The sequence below is a fragment of the Cellulosimicrobium sp. EB106-03-01-XG111 genome, from assembly GCF_058792115.1.
The window spans coordinates 95,171-114,252 of sequence record NZ_JBYTEQ010000006.1 but is presented as its reverse complement, the minus strand read 5'-3'; the positions used below and the strand labels follow the sequence as shown (position 1 = coordinate 114,252).

Below are 19,082 nucleotides of genomic sequence, written 5' to 3'. Positions count from 1 at the left end.
ATCCCGGGGCACCGCCGGTGGTGCATGCCTACCTCACCCCGGTCGGACGCGGGGCGGGGCGGGCTCAGGGGTTCAGCCGCAGGTCACGGCGGCGTAGTCGGCCTGGATCGACGCCGTCACCTCCTCGTCGCCGGTGCCGCGCGTCGCCTCGACGGTGACGGTGCCGGCCTCGACCGCCGTGGCCCGCGTCGCGAACGACTGGTAGGCGTTGGCGCCCGGCGCGACGGCCGCGACCTCCTTGGTGCCGAACGGCGTGACGAGCCGGATCGCGAGCGGCACGTCCTCGCCGTTCTCGGCCCGGACCGCGACGTACGCCTTGCCGGCGAGGCAGCGCGTGCTCACCGTGACGTCGACGGCGAGCGTCGGCTGGCCCTCGGTCACGGTCACGGGGACCTCGACCACCCGGCTGGTCCAGCCGTCGTCGACCACGACGTACGCGGTGTACGTCCCGGCCGCCGTGTAGGCGTGCGCGCCGGTCACCGCGCCGTCGGCCACCGTGCCGGCCGCGACGTCGGACCCGTCGCCCCACGTGACGGCCGCCCGGAGGTCGGCGCCCTCGCGGCCGCCGGCCACCTGGGCCAGCGCCACGTCCGTGGTCTGCCCGACGGCGAGCGTCACGCCCTCCGCGGCCGTGACCTCGAGCGCGGGGTGCTCGGCGAACGTGCCGTCGTGCGCGACCGCGACCACGTGGATGCGGCCGTCGCGCGAGAGCTCGCCCGGCTGGTCCGGGAGCGTGATGCTCACGGGCCGCTTGCCCTCGGGCAGGGTGATCGGCGCCGTCGCGAAGAACGCGGCGGGGGTGCCGGTCTGCGGGCTGCCGCCGCGGAGGCGGTTGTCCGTCACCGCGACGGGGATGTTGCCGAACACGGGGTTGCGGGCCGCGCCCGACCAGTCGCCGAAGCTCAGGTCGATCGGCTGGGTCGAGCCGTCGTCGAAGGTCAGCGTGCCGGTGGCCTGCTGATTCTTCTCCGTGCCCGTGCCGATCACGGAGAGCTGCTCCGCGTCGGCCGGGACGTCGAGCTCGACGGTCTGCCCGTCGCCGGTCGCGTTGTCCGGCTGCCCGGCGGGGACCGCCGGGACGTCGAACGCGAGGTCCGTGCCCGGCACCGTCGCGCGCTCGCCCTGGACGAAGCCCTTCGCCGCGAGCTGCGCCCGGTCGAAGAACACGCCCTGGCCGTCGCACGAGCCGACCGTCGTCCCGGCGTCGCCGATGCAGACGTTGTCGTACGCGGCGAGCAGCGAGCCCTCCCGCAGGAGCGAGACGCTGACGTACGAGGAGGCCGAGACGGGCTCGATCCCCTCGCCCGAGACCGTGACGGTCACCGGGTAGACGCCGGGTGCGGCCCACGTGTGCGCGGCGTCCACCGCGTACCCGCCGAACGCGCCCGCCCGCAGCGACCCGGCGACCGGCTCGGAGCCGTCGCCGAACGCGACCTGGACGTCGAGCGCCGCGACGTCGCCCTCGACCCCGGTGAGGGTCGCGAACGAGCCCGAGACCTCGCGGCCCGTGACCGCGTCGCGGTCCGGCGCGGCCGAGAGGGTGAGCTCCTCGGCCCCCGACTCCTTCGGGTCGGCGAGGAGCTCGACCTCGGCGAGCGACAGCGCACCGGAACCCGACGTCGACGTGACCGTCACCCGGTACCGCGCGAACGCCGTCGGCTCGGCGACCGTGAAGGGCCGCGTCTGCAGGGCCCAGCGGAACTGCTCGCCGGACCGCTCGTCGAGCGTCGTCCACGTCTCGCCGTCGTCGGAGCCCTCGAGGGTCCACGCGGACGGCGACGCCGTCCCGCTCGCCCCGGAGGTCAGCGTGTACGACCCGACGGTCGGGCGGATGCCGTTGCCCGCCCACGTGATCGACGGCGTCGAGGTGGCGAACGTCGTGCGCGTGCCGGACGTGTTGTCCGTCAGCGCCGCGGCGCTCGTGGTCGCGTCCCCGTCGGCGACGGTCGTCGTGCCGAGGCCCGCCGTCGTCGCGTCCTGCACCGGCGTCGGGGGCTCGTCGCCCTCGGTGAGCGACGGCGGGGCGTCGTCCTCGCCCGTGCCCCAGTCCGACGGCTCCGGACCCATGACGAAGTCCAGCGTCGCGCCGCCCGAGAGGTCGGCCTGCGAGAGCGACGTCGAGGTGCGCGCCTCGCCGTCCACCGCGAGGGACTGCACGTAGACGTTGTCGACCGAGTTGTTCTCGGCGTTGACGACGAGGTCGCCGTCCGGCAGGTGCACGGTCGCCTTGTCGAACAGCGGCGAACCGACCGCGTACTGGTCCGAGCCGACCTGGAGCGGGTAGAAGCCGAGCGAGGCGAAGATCCACCACGACGACATCTCGCCGTTGTCCTCGTCGCCCGGGTAGCCCTGGCCGATCTCGCTGCCCACGAACAGGCGGCGGGTGACCTCGCGGACCTTCTCCTGGGCCTTCGACGGCGCGCCCGCGGCGTCGTAGAGCCACGGGATGTGGTGCGACACCTGGTTGCTCATGCCCCACTGGCCCATGCGGACGTCGCGCGCCTCGCGCTGCTCGTGGATGCCGCCGTTGCCGGCGCCCTTCTCCGGCGTGGAGAAGAACTCGTCGAGCTTGTCCTCGAGGCCCTGCTTGCCGCCGTAGAGGTTGGCCAGGCCCTGGCCGTCCTGCGGGGCGTGGAACGCGAAGTTCCAGCCGTTCGTCTCGGTGTACCCGCCGCCCCAGGCCTCCGGGTTGTACGTCTCCGGGTCGACGGCCCACGAGCCGTCCTCGTGCCGCGGCACGAAGAAGTCGACCTCGGGGTCGAACAGCTCGACGTAGTGCGTGGCCCGCTCGAGGAAGTACGCGGACTCCTCCCGCAGCGTGTCGCGGCGCTCGTCCGGCGTCGCCGGGTCCTCCGCGAGGGCGGCGGCCATGTTGCCGATGCCGAAGTCGTTGACCAGGCCCTCCAGACCCCACGACACGGACTCGTGCGTGGACTCCGGCGTGAACCCGAGGAACGGCGACGTCTGCAGGCCCTTGCGGCCCACGGCGTTGCTCGGCGGCGCGACGGTCGCGTTGCGCAGCGCGGCGTCGTACGCCTCGAGCGCCGTGCCCGTCGGGAGCGAGCCCTTGAGGTACGCGTCGGCGAACGCCACGTCGGACGACGTGCCCGTCATGAGGTCGGCGTAGCCGGGCGAGGACCAGCGCGCGATCCAGCCGCCGTCGCGGTACTGCTGGACGAACCCGTCGACCAGCTCGGCCGCGAGCTCCGGGTAGAGGAGCGAGTACGCCGGCCAGGCCGTGCGGTACGTGTCCCAGAACCCGTTGTTCACGTAGATCTTGCCGTCGACGACCTTCGCGTTCGTCTGCGTGTCCGTCGCCGAGCCCGTGGTCGCGGAGACCGGGCTCGCGTACCGGTACACCGGCTCCTCGGCCGTGCCCGTGTTCTCGAACTGCGAGTTCGGGTACAGGTTGAGGCGGTAGAGGTTGGAGTACAGCGTGACGAGCTGGTCCTCGCTCGCGCCCTCGACCTCGATGACGCCCAGCCGGTCGTTCCACGCCTGCGCGGCGGCGGCCTTGACCTCCGTGAAGGTCTTGCCCGTCACCTCCAGGTCGAGGTTCTTGCGCGCCTGGTCGAGGCTGATGAACGACGTCGCGACGCGCAGCTCGACCGTCTTGTCGGACGACGTGTCGAACGTCGCGAAGCGCGCGTCGGCGCGGTTGCCCGCCGCCGTCCCGACCGCCGTCGGACTACGGTCGAAGGTGCCGGCGACGAACATCCGCGTGCGGCCCACGGAGAGGCCGGACCCGTTCTCGACCCAGCCGGACACCGTGCCCGTGGCCTGGTCGAGCGTGAGCTTGGACGAGCCGTCCACCTTGTCCACGAGCACGTGGCCGGCGCTCCCCGGGTAGGAGAAGCGCAGGACCGCGCCGTGGTCGGTGGGCGTCGCCTCGATCGCGGAGCCGTTGGTGAACGTGACCCCGTAGTAGTCGGGCCGCGCCGTCTCGTCGGCGTGGTCGAACTCGAGGCCGCGCGTCGAGAGCGTGGCGTTCGGCGTCCCGGAGACCGTGGACGGCAGGAACGTCAGCTGGTTGCGGTCGCCCATCCACGGGCTGGGCTCGTGCGAGATCCCGAAGCCCTGGAGGACGGGCTTGTTGTTGGCGTTGTTGGCCTTGTGGTACTCGTACAGCCAGCTCTGCGACGACGCGTTGGTGTAGGGCACCCAGAAGTTGAACCCGTTGGGCGTCGCCGTCGCCGGGATGTTGTTCCCGCGCGAGAAGCTGCCGGACGCGAGCGTGCCGCGGCGCGTGTCGACGTAGTTGGCGAGGCTCGACCCGTCGATCGTCGCCGGCTCCGCCGTGATCGCGACGTCGTCGAGCCAGCCCGCGAACTTCGTCCCGGCGTGACCGCCCGGGTTGTCGTACCCGAGGAGCACCTGGTCCACGGTCTTGCCCGCGGCGACGTCGCCGAGGTCGACCCGCACCGAGTTCCACTGGTCGGCGTAGAGGATCTTGCCCTCGCCCTGCGCCTGCGCGGTCGCGACCGTCTCGTGCGCGTCGCGCGCGCCGAGGTCGGACAGGTAGGTCCCGTCGGTGAACAGTACGTCCACCGCCGCGTAGGTCGACGGGTACTGGAGGTCGTCGAGCAGCTCGGGGAAGATCGTGTAGCTCAGACGCGTGTCCTCGCCGACGACGACGTCCACGTCGTCGTAGAGCACGTTCGTCGCGTAGGTCTCGCCGTCGGCGAGGTGCGAGCCGTCGTACCGCAGCGAGTGCAGGCCGGAGAACCCGACGCCCGCCTTGTTGGTGAAGTTGACGCGCGGGCCCGTGCCGACCTTGGTGTTCATGGGCGCCGCGGAGGGACCGGCGCTCAGGTCGCCCGAGAGGTCCCACCCGGCGAGCTGGACGATGGAGTCGCCCGAGTTCGCCGTGACGTTGAGACGCAGGTACGTGTACGCCGCGGTGGGCGCCTCGAGCTCGAACGTGCGCGTCTGCTGGCGGTTCGGGAAGTCCTCGTCGGTCCGCTGGTCGAGCGGGGTCCACGTCGTGCCGTCGTTCGAGCCCTCGACCGTCCAGGTCTTCGGGTCGCGACCGGCGGCGTCGTCGCCCGAGGTCATCGTGTACGCCACGAACGAGACGGGCTCGGTGAACTCGTACCGGACCCAGCCGGTCGACGCGAACGCGAGCCACTTGGTGCCCGAGCTGCCGTCGGCCAGGTTCGCCGCGCCCTCGTTGGGCAGGTTCTGCGCGCTCGCGGTGACGCCCTTGAGCTGCCCGAGGACGCTGCCGGGCAGGCCGGCCGTGAACGAGCCGACGTTCGCCTGCCAGGGTGCGCCGTCGCGCTCGGCCACGGTGGTGGGCAGCGCGGCCGGGTCGCCGGACTCGAACGAGGACGAGAAGTCGCCGGGCTCGGCGGCCGCGGCGGGCGCGGCGGCGAGGGCTCCCGCGGGGGCCGCGAGAGGCACCCCGAGCGGGACGGCGAGTGCGGCGGCGAGCACGAGGCCGAGGGGCCGGGCGCGGCCGCTGCCGGACCGCGCGACCGCGCGTCCGGGCGGGAGTGGTCTGGTCATGCCGCGATCTCCTTCGATCGTCTGACAGCGCTGTCAGGCTGCAGGGGTGCCCCTGACAACGCGCAGGGGGGAAGCGTTGTCAGGGGCGACCTGAACCTATGCGCCGGTTCCGGGCTTTGTCAACGCGGCCAGGGCCCCGCCGGGAGGCCGCGGACGAGAGGGCCCCCTGGCGCGAAAGTCACGCTCCTTGTGACTTTCGCGCCATCCGCTCGAGCGCCGAGGACGTCGCACGCCGTCAGCACGACCGTGCTCGCACCGACCCGAGCACGAGCACCGCGGCCACGCTCAGACCGCAGGGCCGGGGACCTCGCCCGTGCCTCGGACGACGAGCTCCGTCGGCACCACGACCAGCCGCGGGGCGAGCTCCGGGTTCTCGGCACGGGACACCGCGAGCGCCGCCGCCTGCCGGCCCATCTCGACGACGTCGTACCCGACGACCGTCACGTGCAGCAGGTCCGCGAGCTCGAAGTCGTCGAAGCCGACGAGCGCGACGTCCGCCGCGTCGCCCGACGACGCCCGGTCGCGCAGCGCGTGGAGCGCGCCGACCGTGATCTTGTTGTTCGCCGTCACGAGCGCCGTCGGCGGCTCGGGCAGGGCGAGGAGCTCCGCGACGAACACGCGCGCGAGGTCGGCGTCGTGCGCGCCGTCGCGCACGTACCGCGCCGGGTCCTCGACGCCCGCGGCCCGCAGCGTCGCGACGAACTCGTCGCGACGCTCCTGGAACGTCCACAGGCGCGACACGTCGCCGACGAGCGCGATCCGGCGGTGCCCGTGCGCGAGGAGGTGCGTCACGGCGTCGCGCACTCCCCCGCGGTTGTCGATGACGACCGTGTCCGCCTCGACGCCGCGCGCGGGCCGGTCGATGAACACGACCGGCAGGCCGTCGTCGAGCTCGCGGCGCAGGGCCGAGTGGTCGGTGGACGTCGGGGTGACGACGAGCGCGCCGACGCGGCGCTCGACGAGCGCCTCGGTGAGGGAGCGCTCGCGCTCCGGCTCCTCGTCGGAGCTGGTGGTGATGAGCTGGAGGCCGTGGTGGCGGAGCTCGCGCTCGATGCCGCTGGCCAGCGCGGAGTAGAACGGGTTGGCGAGGTCTCCGGTGACGAACCCGACGAGCCGCGACGAGCCGCCGCGCGCGAGGTCCGCCGCGACGGCGTTGCGCCGGAAGCCGAGCCGCTGCGCGGCCTCCTGCACCTTGGCGCGCGTCTGCGGCGCGACGTTCGGCTCGTCGTTGAGGACGCGCGACGCCGTCTTGAGGCTCACGCCGGCGGCCTCCGCGACGGAGGCGAGCGTCGGGCGCCGACCTCCGCGTCCGCCGTGCGGACGCGCCACGGCCGCCTCCGTCGGGGTGTCGGGCACTACCCCGACCTCGCCCGGCGGGACCGTCCCCGCGCTCTCCCCCTGCATCACCATCTCAGACCTCCCGTCGACCACGAATCAGCATGTCGACGACGATAGCGAGGAGCAGGACCGCTCCGGTCACGATGTACCGCGTGGCCGTGTCGAGGTTGAGCAGCGTGAGCCCGTTCGCGATGGACTGGAGCACGAGCACGCCGAGCAGCGCCGACCACGCGCTCCCGCGCCCGCCGAACAGGCTCGTGCCGCCGATGACCGCGGCCGCGATCGCCGTCAGGTAGGTGTCCGCCGCGCCGGTCCCCTGGTTCGCCGCCGCGAGCCGGCCCGCGGCGAGGACGCCGCCGAGCGCGGCGAACGTCGAGCACGCGACGAAGCACGAGACGACCGTGCGGCGCACGGCGACGCCCGCGAGGAGCGCGGAGCGCCGGTTGCCGCCGACGGCGCGCACGGAGCGTCCCCAGCGCGTGCGGCGCAGCAGCACGTCGACCACGACCACGAGCGCCACGAAGAGCACCACGGTGTAGCCAATCCCCCGCGCCGTGCCGAGGTACGCGACGGTCGCGACGAGCACCGCCGCGAGGACCGCTGTGCGGACCGCGACGCGGCCCAGGCCCGGGCTCGGGAGCTCCGCCCTGACCCGGCGCACGTGGTCGGTCACGCGCAGCGCGGCGTACCCCGCCACGACCACGACCACGAGGCCCCACGCGACCGCGGGGGCGAGGAAGCCCTGCTGGACCGTGCGGACGAGCCACGACTCGAACGGCAGGTTGATCGAGCCCTTGGGCCCGAGGACGCGCAGCTGGACGCCCGCGAAGATGAGGAGCCCCGCGAGCGTGAAGACGAACGACGCGAGCCCGAGGCGCGTGGACAGCAGCCCGTAGCCGAGCCCGACGACGACCCCGACGGCCAGCGCCGCGACGATCGCGACCCCGACGGGCCAGCCCAGCCCCACCGTGCCGACGGCGAGCACCGCCGCGGCGAGCCCGCTCACCGAGCCGACCGACAGGTCGATCTGGCCGACGAGGAGCACGAGCACGACGCCGAGCGCGATGATCCCCGTGGGCGCGCTCTGGAGCGTGAGGTTGACGAGGTTCTCCGCGGAGAGGAACGCCGGGTTGATCGCGCCGAGCACGACCCAGATGAGGACGAGCGCGGCGACGATCGGCAGCATGCCGAGGTGCGCGCCGCGCAGCTGCTGCACGACGGACCCGGACAGCGCGCCCGTCGCGGGCCGGTCGAGCGCCGCGCCCGAGGCGCGACCGGGGACGCTCATCGGTGCACCGCCCCGGTGCCGCCGGTGCGCCGCTCGCGCTCGGCGCCGCCCGGGCCACCCGTACCGCCCGGGCGCGCCGGGCGCACGGCACCGGTCATCGCGGCGAGCAGGTCCTCGTAGGAGGTGTCGCCCGGGAACTCGCCGTGCACGCGGCCGAGCCGCAGCACGAGGATGCGGTCGGCGACGGCCTGGAGGTCGCCCGCCTGGTGGCTGATGAGGACGACGGCGTGCCCGCGCTCGCGCAGCTTCTCGATGAGGTTGAGCACCTCGGCCGTCTGCCGGACGCCGAGCGCCGCCGTCGGCTCGTCGAGGACGAGCACGCGCGGCGACCCGAGGAGGGCACGCGCGACGGCCACGACCTGCCGCTGGCCGCCCGAGAGCGTGCGCACCGGCTGCCGCACCGACGGGACGGTCGCGGCGAGCTGGTCGAGGAGGCCCCACGCCTCGCGCTCCATCGCGATCTCGTCGAGGAACGGCCCGTGGAGGACCTCCTGCCCAAGGAACACGTTCTCGACGACGTCGAGGTCGTCGACGAGCGCGAGCTGCTGGAACACCGCCGCGATCCCGTGCTGGCGCGCCGCCGCCGGGGAGTCGAGCACGACGGGCGCCCCGTCGAGCAGCACCTCGCCCGCGTCCGGCCGGAACGCGCCCGCGACGACGCCCGCGAGCGTCGACTTGCCGGCGCCGTTGTCGCCCACGACGGCGAGGACCTCGTGCTCGCGCACCTCGACGTCGACGTCGACGAGCGCCCGGACGCCGCCGAAGTTCTTCGAGACCCCGCGCAGGGCCAGGACGGGGGCGCTCATGGCGCCGCCTCCAGGAGACCCGCGTCGACGCACGCGTCGACGTACGACGGGGTGCAGATCTCGTCGACCGTGTAGACACCGCCGTCGACGAGGACGCGCTGGACGTCGTCGACGCCGACCGCGCGCGGCGCGAGGAGGAGGCTCGGGACGCCGTCGATCACCACGGTCGCGCGGGGGTCCTCGCCGCGCAGCACCCGCACGGCGAGCTCGGCGGCCGTGCGCGCCTGCTGCGTGGTGGCCTTGTAGACGGTCATGTACTGGTCGCCCGAGACGACGCGCTGGACGGCCGCGAGCTCGCCGTCCTGGCCCGTCGTGGGCGGCACCGGGTCGAGGCCGGCGGCCTTCATCGCGGCGATCGCTCCGCCCGCGATGCCGTCGCTCGCTGCGAAGACGCCGTCGACGCGACCCGGGTACTGCGTGAGCTGCCCCTCGACCCACTCGGTCGCCTTGTCGGGGCTCCAGTCGGGCGTGTCGTACTCGGCGAGCACGTCGATGTCCTCTCCCTCGAGCGCACGGTGGGCGCCGGCGGCGAGCTCCGCGGCGTTCGGGTCGGTCGGCGAGCCCTGGACGAGCAGGACACCCGGCCGCCGGCCCTGCGCCGGCGGGTCCTGCTCCGCGCGGTCGAGGACCGCGCCGACGAGCGCCTCCCCCATGAGGTACCCGATGAGCTCGTTGTCGAACGAGACGTAGTAGTTCGCGCCGTCGACGAAGCGATCGTAGGCGATGACGGGCACGCCGAGGCGCTGGGCCTCGGCGACGACGCTCACCGCGGCGACGGCGTCGACCGCGTCGAGCACGAGGACGTCCGCGCCGCGCGCCAGCATCGACTCGGCCTGCTGCTGCTGGTTCGCGGCGTCCTGGGCGGCGTTCGCGTACAGCACCTCGCACGACGGGCAGCGCCGCTCGACCACCCCGACGAAGGTCGGGCGGTCGGTCGTCTCGTAGCGGGCGGTCTTGGCCTCGGGCAGCAGGAGCCCGATGGTTCCCTCCGACGGCCCGGCGGGCTCCTCCGGCGGCGCGCAGCCCGCGAGCGCGAGGAGGGCGACCACGACCGCCGTGACGGCCGACGTCACCGCGCCCCGCGCCCGGCGGCGGGCGCCCCCGGCCCGGACCAAGGCCCCCGTCATGCGCTCACCCCCAGGGAACCGCTCACGCGCGCGAGGTCGAGCGCGACGGCGAGCGCCCCGCGCACCTCGGCGGCCGACCCCAGCTCGGACGCGACGACCTCGACCGGGCCCGCCGTGCTGGGGACCGTGCGCTGCTCGAGCGCGGTGCGGAGCGGGCCGAGCAGGGCCTCGCCCGCCTCGGCGAGCTGCCCGCCGACGACGACGATCTCCGGGTCGACGAGGTTGCACAGGTTCGCGGCCGCGACGCCGAGGTGCTGCCCCGCGTCGAACAGGACGCGGCGGCAGCCGGGGTCGCCCTCCTGGGCGCGCGCGATGACGTCGCGCAGCGTGAGGTGGCCGCGGCTCTCGGAGAGCATGGACAGCAGCACGCCCGCGCCGACGTACATCTCGAGGCACCCGCGGTTGCCGCACCGGCACACGGGGCCGTTCTCGTCGATCGTCACGTGCCCGATCTCGCCCGCGACGCCCGCGCGGCCGTGCACGACGCGCCCGCCGAGGACGAGCCCGCCGCCCACGCCGTGGGACACGCGCAGGTAGGCGACGGCGTCGTGCCCGACGGCCGCCCCGAACCGGGTCTCGGCGAGGGCACCGAGGTTGGCGTCGTTGTCGACCGTCACGGGAGCGCCGAGCTCGGCCTCGAGCAGCTCGGGGACGACGACGCCGTCCCAGCCCCGCATCATGCCGACCGTCGCGATGCGCCCGGCGCGCACGTCCACGGGGGCGGGCACCCCGACGCCGACGGCGAGCAGCTCCTCGGGGGACGCGTCGACCGACGCGACCATCTCCCCCACGAGCAGCGCGGCGCGCTGGAGGCCGGTGTCCGCGCGGTGGTCCGGGGCGAGCGGCATGCGCTGGTCGGCGAGCACGCGCATGGACGCGTCCGCGAGCGCGACGCGCATCGAGCGGGTGCCGAAGTGCACCCCCGCGACGAGCCCGAGGTTGCGCGCGAGGGTGACCTGGAGGGCGCGGCGACCGCTGCGCGTGGACGGCGAGGTGTGCAGGACGCCCGCGCCGGTGAGCTCCTTGACGATGTTGGAGACGGTGGCCGGGGACAGCCCGGTGACGCCGGCCAGCTCGATCTGCGTGAGGGAGCCACGCTGCTGGACGGCGCTCACGATCCGGGCTCGGTTGGCCTCACGCAGTGAAGTCTGCGAGCCCGGTGTCACCCGGTCAGCGCGCACGTCGGTCAGGATACCGCCGGGACGCGCCGGTCCTGGTGGGGCGCCTCGCCGTGCAGGTGGGGACGGACGGCTCGACAGGGATCGGACAGCGCTGTCAGAATGATGGTCGCCGCACGCCCACGCGGTTTGGATCCATGTCCTGACGCGTACATCACGATTCAGCGACGCTTGCGTTCATTTCTTGACATCAAGCGTCGGGCGCCGTTGTATGGGCCTCGGGTTCGAGGGCGCGCCGGTGCGCCCGGCCGGTGCGACGTGGTCGTCCCGCCGGTCCCCCACGACCGAAGAAGGCGTAGGGATATCACGATGCGAATCGATCGCAGGACGAGCGCGACGGTGGCGACGGCCGCCCTCGTGGGTCTCGCACTCGCCGCGTGCAGCGGCGGTGGTTCCGGTGACGGGGGCACCGGTGACGGGGGCGCTTCGGGGGGCGGCGACGAGGTCGAGGTCTTCACCTGGTGGGCCGCCGGCTCCGAGAAGGCGGGTCTCGACGCGCTGGTCGGCGTGTTCGAGGAGCAGCACCCCGACGTGGAGTTCATCAACGGCGCGGTGGCCGGCGGTGCCGGCTCGGCCGCCAAGGACCTCCTCCAGTCCCGCCTCCAGGCCCAGGACCCGCCGGACACGTTCCAGGCGCACGCCGGTGCCGAGCTCCAGGACTACATCGACGCCGCGCAGATCGAGGACGTCTCCTCGCTCTACGACGAGTTCGGCCTCACCGACGTCTTCCCGGCCGACCTCGTCGACCGCCTCAAGTCCGACGACGGCGCGATCTACTCGATCCCGTCGAACATCCACCGCGCGAACGTGGTCTGGGCGAACCCGACGGTCCTCGAGGCCAACGGCGTCGACCCGGCCGCGACCTACGCGGACCTCGACGCCTGGATGGCGGACCTCGACAAGCTCAAGGCCGCGGGCGTCACGCCGCTGTCGGTCGCGACGACCTGGACCCAGGTCAACCTCCTCGAGACCGTGCTCCTCGCGGACCTCGGGGCCGAGGGCTACAACGGCCTGTGGGACGGCTCGACCGACTGGGAGGGCGCCGAGGTCACGGCCGCCCTCGAGGACTTCGAGAAGCTCATGAGCTACACCAACACCGACCGTGACGGGCTCGACTGGCCCGAGGCGACCCAGATGGTGATCGACGGCAACGCCGCGTTCAACGTCATGGGCGACTGGGCCGTCGCGGCGTTCGAGGAGCAGGGCAAGACGCTCGGCACCGACTTCACCGCGTTCCCCGTCCCGGGTACCGACGGCGTGTTCGACTTCCTCGCCGACTCGTTCACCCTCCCGGTGGGTGCCCCGCACCCCGACGGCGCCAAGGCGTGGCTCGAGACCGTGGGCTCGCTCGAGGGCCAGGTCGCGTTCAACAAGGCCAAGGGATCCATCCCGGCCCGTACCGACGCCGACCCGGCCGACTTCTCGGAGTACCAGCAGACGGCGATCGAGTCGTTCGGCAACGACACGATCGTCTCCTCGCTCGCGCACGGCGCCGCCGCCCCGGTCGCGACGCTCAACGCGATCTCCGACGCGACGAGCAAGTTCACGTCCGGCGGGTCCGACCTCGCGACCTACCAGTCCGAGCTCGCCGCGGCCACCGCACAGGGCTGACACCGCTCCACCGGAGCCGCCGCGCGTCGTCGGGCACGTCCCGACGGCGCGCGGCAGCCCCGCGAGCGGAACACGTCCCCGGGGACGCCGGCGCTCCCGAGCGCTGCGTCCCCCGCACTCCACGACCGGGAAGACCCACCATGCTCAAGTCACTGCGACGAGCCGGCCCAGCGCTGCTGCTGCTCGCCCCCTCGCTGATCCTCGTCGGCGTGTTCGTCTACGGCCTGATCGGCGCGAACTTCAGGACGTCGATCACGGACAACCACACCGCGGCACAGGCCACGGGCCAGAAGCCGTCGGTCGTCGTGTGGTTCGAGAACTACACGGCCCTCCTCGGCAGCGAGGCGTTCCAGCACTCGCTGAAGAACCTCGTGCTCTACACGGTGGTCTTCCTCGCCGGCACGATGCTCATGGGCTTCCTGTGGGCGTGGATGCTGGACAAGCCCGTCAAGGGCGAGGGGATCTTCCGCTCGGTCTACCTGTTCCCCATGGCCGTGTCGTTCGTCGCGTCCGGCGTCGTGTGGCGCTGGCTGCTCAACTCGAACCAGGGCGAGCAGGCGAGCGGCCTCAACCGGCTGTTCCAGATCGTCGGGCTCGACTTCCTGCAGAACAACTGGTGGAACAACGTCACGTGGGGCATCACGGCGATCGCGATCCCCGCGATCTGGCAGCTCTCCGGGTACGTCATGGCGCTGTTCCTCGCCGGGTTCCGCGGCATCCCCGACGAGCTGCGCGAGGCCGCCCGCATGGACGGCGCGAGCGAGTGGAAGCTGTACCGCCACGTGCTGTTCCCGCAGCTCTCGCCGATCGCGCTCTCGGCGCTCATCATCATCGGCCACATGTCCCTCAAGGCGTTCGACCTCATCATGTCGATCTCGAAGCCCGCGAACTACCAGACCAAGGTTCCGGCCGTCGACATGTACGTCTTCAAGTCGAGCTTCGACTACGCCAACGCGGCGGCCGTCGGCTCGATCCTGCTGATCATCGTGGCCGTCGTCATCGTGCCCTACCTGATCCGCACCAATCGTCAGGAGAAGCGATGACGACCACCTCGACGCCGGCCGTCCCCGCCCCCGACGTCGTCGGCACGCCGCGCCGGCCCGCGCGCCGCACGCCGCGCGAGCGCTTCTCCGTCGGCCGCACGCTCAAGTACGCGGCGCTGGTCCTGTTCCTCGTCATCGTCCTCATCCCCGTCTACGTGCTCTTCGTGACGAGCTTCAAGGGAGCGGGCGACGCGTCGCCCGCGCGCGCGTGGTCGCTCCCGCAGACGTGGACGACGGAGAACTGGCAGACGGCGTGGACCGCGCTGTCCCCCGCCATCTGGCGCACGGTGCAGATGGTCGTGCCGTCGGCGATCATCGCGGCCTTCCTCGGGTCGCTCAACGGGTTCGTGCTCTCCCGCTGGTCGTTCAAGGGCGCGAACATCGTCTTCACGCTGATCCTCTTCGGGATGTTCATCCCGTACCAGGCCGTCATGATCCCGCTCAACCAGCTCGTGCTGGGCCTGGGCATCCCGAGCGGCGTGCCGTCCCTGATCCTGCTGCACGTCATCTACGGCATCCCGATCACGACGCTCATCTTCCGCAACTACTACATGACCGTGCCGCACGAGCTCGTCGAGGCCGCGCGCGTCGACGGCGCCGGGATGCTGCGCACCTACTGGTCGATCATCCTGCCGATCTCGATCCCGAGCTTCGTGGTCGTGCTCATCTGGCAGTTCACGTCCGCGTGGAACGACTTCCTCTTCGCGGTGTTCTTCTCCTCCAGCCAGAACGGCCCGGTGACGCTCGCGCTGAACAACCTCGCGAACGGCGCGCTGCTGCAGAACTACGGCGTCTCCATGGCCGGCGCGCTCTTCGCGTCGCTCCCGACGCTGCTCGTGTACATCGTCCTCGGCAAGTACTTCGTCGGGGGGCTGATGTCGGGCTCGGTCAAGGGCTGAGCCCCGACCGACCGTCGTCCGCCGCCCGGAGGCCCGTCGGGGAGCGTGGTCGCACCACGTCCCCCGGCGGGCCTCCGCTCGTCCCGCACCGCCGAGGATCACCCGCAGCAGTTCTCCGGAACCCCTGGACACAGGCAGACAGCGCTGTCAGGATGACGAGCACCGGCGCTCCGCACCCCTGGCCCCTCGGCAACCACCCGCGCCGCACCGCCGTCCACGGCGGACCCGCTCCCGACGACGACGACGAGAGACACGCACCATGACCCGATCGCCCGCCCCGCCCCCTGCCGTGCGCCGCGCTCGGCGCCGCACGACGACCGCCGCCCTCGCGCTCGCGACGGCCGGCTCCCTCCTCCTGGCCCCCGCGACCGCCCAGGGCGCGCCGGCCGCCCCGCCCGCGGCACCGGCGTCGACCACGGTCGACGCCGCTCCGGCCTACGGCGCCCCCGACGCGACCGCCGCCGACTACTACGGCGCGCTGCTGCGCCACACCCGCTGGGTCGAGACCGTCTGGGACGAGTCCGCCGGGGTGTACCAGCTCAAGGACTTCAACTTCGCCGTCGTGCTGGGCAACGCCGTGCTCCTGACACACGGCGAGTACGACGCCGAGCTCGCGGGCGTCCCGGAGGAGACGCTCCGCGCGCGCACGCTCGCGACCATCCGGCACTACGCGGCCACCAACCGCTTCGTCGACCCCGCGGGCACGTGGGGCAAGAAGCTGTTCTGGGACTCGACGTTCCAGTCCTACTTCCTCGCGGCGGGGACGCTGCTGTGGGACGAGCTCGACGCGACGACGCAGGCCAACCTCACGACCATCGCGACGGGCCAGTCGAAGTACACCGCCGACCTCGACTTCGGCAAGGACCCGCTCTCCGGGTCGTGGACCGCGGACTGGCCGACGGGCAAGCACGAGGGCGACACCGCGCAGGAGGAGGTCGGCGTCTACACGCAGGCCCTCGCGCCCGGCCTCGCCTGGGCGCCCGACGACCCCGACGCCGCACGCTGGGCCGAGCAGCTCGGCGACTGGGGCCGCAACGCCGCGGGCCAGCCGACGGCCGACCGGAACAACCCGGCCGTCGTCGCGGGCAAGCCCGTCTCGACGAACACCATGCAGACCATCCACGACACGTACCTCGTGGAGAACCACGGGTCGTTCGGGCCGCACTACCAGTCCGACATCTGGCGCTCGGGCGGCCGCAACGCGATCCACTTCCTCCTGCGCGACGAGCCGCTCCCCGAGATCCTGCTGCACCAGCCGAACTCGGCCGAGCTCTGGGAGTCCATCAAGCTCGTCATGTCCGACGCGGGCGAGCCGTTCATGCCCATGGTCGCCGACCGCGAGTTCCTCTACGGCCGTGACGCCATCCCCATGGCGTTCCTCGGCCAGGTCCTGCGCGACCCCGACGCCGCGCGCGCCGAGGCGAACCTCGCCGCCGCGCTCGAGGACTACCAGTCGTACGCGCCCGTCCACCGGCTCGCGAAGTTCTCGGGCGAGCCCAAGTACGAGCCCGAGGCGCGCGCGGAGATCGCGATCTCCTACCTCCTGCACGTCGAGGCGGCCGAGTCGCCCGAGGGCCCCGTCGAGCCGACGCCGCAGGACGAGTTCTTCGAGCGCCTCTCCGGCGTGCGCGACTTCGGGGCCGGGCCCGGCCTGACCGTCCAGCAGACCGCGGACGCGTGGGCCGCGGCGTCGAGCCGCAAGGGCTTCGTCAAGTTCCCCTGGGTCCCCGCGCACGACTCGTGGCTGTTCCACGTCTCCGGCTCGACCCCGTTCCTCTACCCGACCACGGGCGCGACGGTCGACGACCGGCACGTGCGGACGTACACCGGGCCGCGCGACGGCTTCGAGGGCACGTCGTCGGTGTTCCGGGTCGGCGGCGGGTACGCGGGCCAGGTCACGCTCCCGACGGGCGCCGCCGTCTACGCGTCGACCGGTGCCGGCACGGAGGACGCGAGCCTGTCGGTCCGCAACCTCGACATGAACGGCTACTCCGGCCTCGACGGGTCGCGCACCTACACGACCGCCGAGGGCGAGACCACCGCGACGCTCCCGGTGACGCGTCCGGCCGACCCCGCGGACGCGAAGGCCGCGCGCGTCGACGACCTGTCGTTCGCGCCGGTCACGGCCCGCTACGTCCGGCTCCTCGGGCAGCAGGGCCACCCGCAGTACGGCTACTCGATGTTCGCGTTCCACGCCTACGGCGACGAGCGGTCGACGACCGACCTCGCCGCCGGGAAGGTCGCGACCGCGTCGAGCCAGGACACGGCGGGCGGCCGCACCGCGGCGCGCGTGACCGACGGCAACCCGTCGACCCGCTGGGCCGTCGCGGTCGGCGAGCGCACGCGTCCGGACTCGTGGATCCAGGTCGACCTCGGCGAGGAGACCACCGTGGGCGGCGTGCGGTTCGCGTGGGAGGCGAGCGCGGGCGCGCGCTACCTCGTCCAGACGTCGACCGACGGCGAGACCTGGACCACCGCGACCGCGTACGGCAAGGCCCCGGCGGACGTGAACGTCGCGCGGCTCGACACCGTCGACCTCACGCCCGCGGGCGCCGACGAGCCCGGCCCCGTCACGACGCGCTACGTCCGCATGCAGGGTGTGCGCGGCGACGCGGCCTACGGCTACTCGCTCTACCACCTGCGCGCGTTCTCGCCCACGGGGACCGACGTCGCCGCGGGCAAGGCGACCACGGCGTCGAGCGCCAACGGCTCGAACCCCGCGAGCGCCGTCACCGACGGCTCCGCCACGACCCGCTGGGCCGTCGCGGTCGCGGACCGCACCAAGCCCGACTCGTGGGTCCAGGTGGACCTCGGCGCGCCCACCGCGGTGAGCCAGGTCCAGCTCGGCTGGGAGGTCGCCGCGGGCCAGGAGTACCGCGTGCAGACGTCGCTCGACGGGCAGGCGTGGCACGACGCCGCGTCGTTCCGGTACACGGGCGACCAGGTGCTGAGCAGCGAGGGCGACTGGCTCAACGTCGAGGGCGAGGCCGGGTTCGTCGTGCGCGCCTCGGACGCCCCCGTGACCGTCTCGCGCGCGACCGCCACGCGCCACGTCGTGCGGCTCACCGACGGCGCGACCGGGCCCCGGCTCGTCGAGATGGTCCCGGGCGACGCCGCGGCGACGGCCGCGCAGGCCGGGGCTCGCGTGCCCACGGCCGACGCGGCGGGCGTGCTCGTGAGCGCGGTCGACGGGTACGTCGTCGCGTTCAACCTCACGGGCGCCGACGTCGCGACGACCCTCACCGTCCCGCACGACGGCGGGGCCGTCCCGGTCTACGCCGGCACCCAGGCCGTGGGGTCGGACGCCTCGACGCTCGCGGTCACGGTCCCCGCGGGCGACGCCGTCGTCCTCGCCCCGCGCGCGACGGTCGCCACGCCCGCCGGGCAGTCCCCCGCCGGTGTCACGGTCGCCGTCGACGACGCCCGCTCGTTCCGCGTCAGCGGCGACGGGGCGCCGGTCGTGCTGCACCACGCCGAGACGGGCGCGACGCGCACCGTCGGGGCGACGCCGTCGGGCACGCGCGTCACCCTCCAGGACGCGACCCCGTTCCCGGTCGCGGACCACGCGCTCAGCACGCTCACGTTCCCCGCGTCCGTGCTGCCCGCCGGCATGACGTCGCCCTCGCTCGCCGTGGACGGCGACGCCGCGACGTCGTGGGTGCCCGGGCCGGACGGCCGCATGGTCACCGACCTGGGCACGCCGCGCGAGATCGGCACCGTCGTCGCCGCGTGGGAGCGCGGCGGCGCGCCGGAGTCGGTCGTCTCGGTGAGCGAGGACGGCCTGACGTTCAGCGACGTCGGCACGCTCGGCGCCGGCGACGTGCGCGGCGCGCTCGCCGTGGACCGCACGGCCCGGTACGTCGCGCTGAGCACGTCGTGGCGCGACGGCGACCCGGGCCTCACGGCGCTGCGCGTGCTCGCGCCCGGCGCCGCGGACCCCGCGGTCCAGCCCGGGGTCGCCGTCACGGCGACGGCCGAGGTGCGGTGCCTCGCGGGCAAGGCCTACGTGGCGGTGCGCGTCGTGAACGACGACGACGTCCCGCTCGACGTCGAGGTCGCCACCCCGTGGGGCGCGAAGAGCTTCCCCGCGGTCGCACCGGGGAAGAACGCGTACCAGTCGTTCGCCGTCCGCGGGGCCACGACCGGCCCCGTGACCACGACGGCCACGCCGTCCGACGACGCCGACGAGCGCGAGACCGTCGCGACGCCGGAGCACGGGCAGCCCGCCTGCGGCTGACCGTGCCGCTCCCCCGGACCCGGGGTCGTGCGCCCGCCCGTGGCGCG

The 19,082-nt window shown here is 73.5% G+C and carries 10 protein-coding genes; 4 read left to right on the top strand and 6 right to left on the bottom strand.

The window, feature by feature from the left end:
- Positions 1–72 precede the first annotated feature (72 nt).
- From AC3WT4_RS07590 to AC3WT4_RS07565, 6 genes are all read right to left on the bottom strand, one after another.
- On the bottom strand, positions 73–5,508 hold the full coding sequence (locus AC3WT4_RS07590) for a GH92 family glycosyl hydrolase (protein WP_492315154.1): 5,436 nt from the start codon (positions 5,506–5,508) through the stop codon (positions 73–75).
- A 285-nt stretch (positions 5,509–5,793) separates the two neighbouring features.
- Positions 5,794–6,912 carry a LacI family DNA-binding transcriptional regulator gene (locus AC3WT4_RS07585; protein WP_083385013.1) on the bottom strand — a complete coding sequence of 373 codons (1,119 nt, stop codon included), beginning with the start codon at positions 6,910–6,912 and terminating at the stop codon, positions 5,794–5,796.
- Positions 6,913–6,919: 7 nt separating this feature from the next.
- The gene (locus tag AC3WT4_RS07580) at positions 6,920–8,134 is read right to left on the bottom strand and encodes a sugar ABC transporter permease (protein ID WP_492315153.1); all 1,215 of its coding nucleotides are present in this window, start codon (positions 8,132–8,134) and stop codon (positions 6,920–6,922) included.
- Positions 8,131–8,940 (bottom strand): ATP-binding cassette domain-containing protein, encoded by an 810-nt coding sequence (locus AC3WT4_RS07575; RefSeq protein ID WP_257418345.1) that lies wholly within the window; start codon positions 8,938–8,940, stop codon positions 8,131–8,133. The genes AC3WT4_RS07580 and AC3WT4_RS07575 overlap by 4 nt, the downstream gene beginning before the upstream one ends.
- Positions 8,937–10,067, bottom strand: a complete 1,131-nt coding sequence (locus AC3WT4_RS07570) for a substrate-binding domain-containing protein (protein WP_492315152.1) — start codon at positions 10,065–10,067, stop codon at positions 8,937–8,939. The genes AC3WT4_RS07575 and AC3WT4_RS07570 overlap by 4 nt, the downstream gene beginning before the upstream one ends.
- A complete protein-coding gene (locus AC3WT4_RS07565; RefSeq protein ID WP_081599862.1) occupies positions 10,064–11,182 on the bottom strand; it encodes an ROK family transcriptional regulator in 1,119 nt (372 codons plus the stop codon). Before AC3WT4_RS07565 ends, AC3WT4_RS07570 begins: the two co-directional genes overlap by 4 nt.
- A 372-nt stretch (positions 11,183–11,554) precedes the next feature.
- Between AC3WT4_RS07565 and AC3WT4_RS07560 the strand changes: the two genes are divergently transcribed.
- The 4 genes from AC3WT4_RS07560 to AC3WT4_RS07545 all read left to right on the top strand — a co-directional run bounded on the left by AC3WT4_RS07560 (position 11,555) and on the right by AC3WT4_RS07545 (position 19,035).
- Positions 11,555–12,856 carry an ABC transporter substrate-binding protein gene (locus AC3WT4_RS07560; RefSeq protein WP_074805227.1) on the top strand — a complete coding sequence of 434 codons (1,302 nt, stop codon included), beginning with the start codon at positions 11,555–11,557 and terminating at the stop codon, positions 12,854–12,856.
- 140 nt (positions 12,857–12,996) lie between these two features.
- Positions 12,997–13,899 (top strand): carbohydrate ABC transporter permease, encoded by a 903-nt coding sequence (locus tag AC3WT4_RS07555; RefSeq protein WP_021482933.1) that lies wholly within the window; start codon positions 12,997–12,999, stop codon positions 13,897–13,899.
- Positions 13,896–14,798, top strand: coding sequence for a carbohydrate ABC transporter permease (locus AC3WT4_RS07550; RefSeq protein WP_074805223.1), 903 nt, complete (start codon positions 13,896–13,898; stop codon positions 14,796–14,798). Before AC3WT4_RS07555 ends, AC3WT4_RS07550 begins: the two co-directional genes overlap by 4 nt.
- A gap of 259 nt (positions 14,799–15,057) precedes the next feature.
- Entirely contained in the window at positions 15,058–19,035 is a 3,978-nt protein-coding gene (locus AC3WT4_RS07545) for a discoidin domain-containing protein (RefSeq protein WP_492315151.1), read from the top strand.
- Positions 19,036–19,082 lie beyond the last annotated feature (47 nt).

What these genes read in the sequence shown, in the direction of transcription:
- AC3WT4_RS07590 (WP_492315154.1), bottom strand. Translation starts at nt 5,508, where the DNA reads ATGACCAGACCACTCCCGCCCGGACGCGCGGTCGCGCGGTCCGGCAGC.
- AC3WT4_RS07585 (WP_083385013.1), bottom strand. Translation starts at nt 6,912, where the DNA reads ATGCAGGGGGAGAGCGCGGGGACGGTCCCGCCGGGCGAGGTCGGGGTA.
- AC3WT4_RS07580 (WP_492315153.1), bottom strand. Translation starts at nt 8,134, where the DNA reads ATGAGCGTCCCCGGTCGCGCCTCGGGCGCGGCGCTCGACCGGCCCGCG.
- AC3WT4_RS07575 (WP_257418345.1), bottom strand. Translation starts at nt 8,940, where the DNA reads ATGAGCGCCCCCGTCCTGGCCCTGCGCGGGGTCTCGAAGAACTTCGGC.
- AC3WT4_RS07570 (WP_492315152.1), bottom strand. Translation starts at nt 10,067, where the DNA reads ATGACGGGGGCCTTGGTCCGGGCCGGGGGCGCCCGCCGCCGGGCGCGG.
- AC3WT4_RS07560 (WP_074805227.1), top strand. Translation starts at nt 11,555, where the DNA reads ATGCGAATCGATCGCAGGACGAGCGCGACGGTGGCGACGGCCGCCCTC.
- AC3WT4_RS07555 (WP_021482933.1), top strand. Translation starts at nt 12,997, where the DNA reads ATGCTCAAGTCACTGCGACGAGCCGGCCCAGCGCTGCTGCTGCTCGCC.
- AC3WT4_RS07550 (WP_074805223.1), top strand. Translation starts at nt 13,896, where the DNA reads ATGACGACCACCTCGACGCCGGCCGTCCCCGCCCCCGACGTCGTCGGC.
- AC3WT4_RS07545 (WP_492315151.1), top strand. Translation starts at nt 15,058, where the DNA reads ATGACCCGATCGCCCGCCCCGCCCCCTGCCGTGCGCCGCGCTCGGCGC.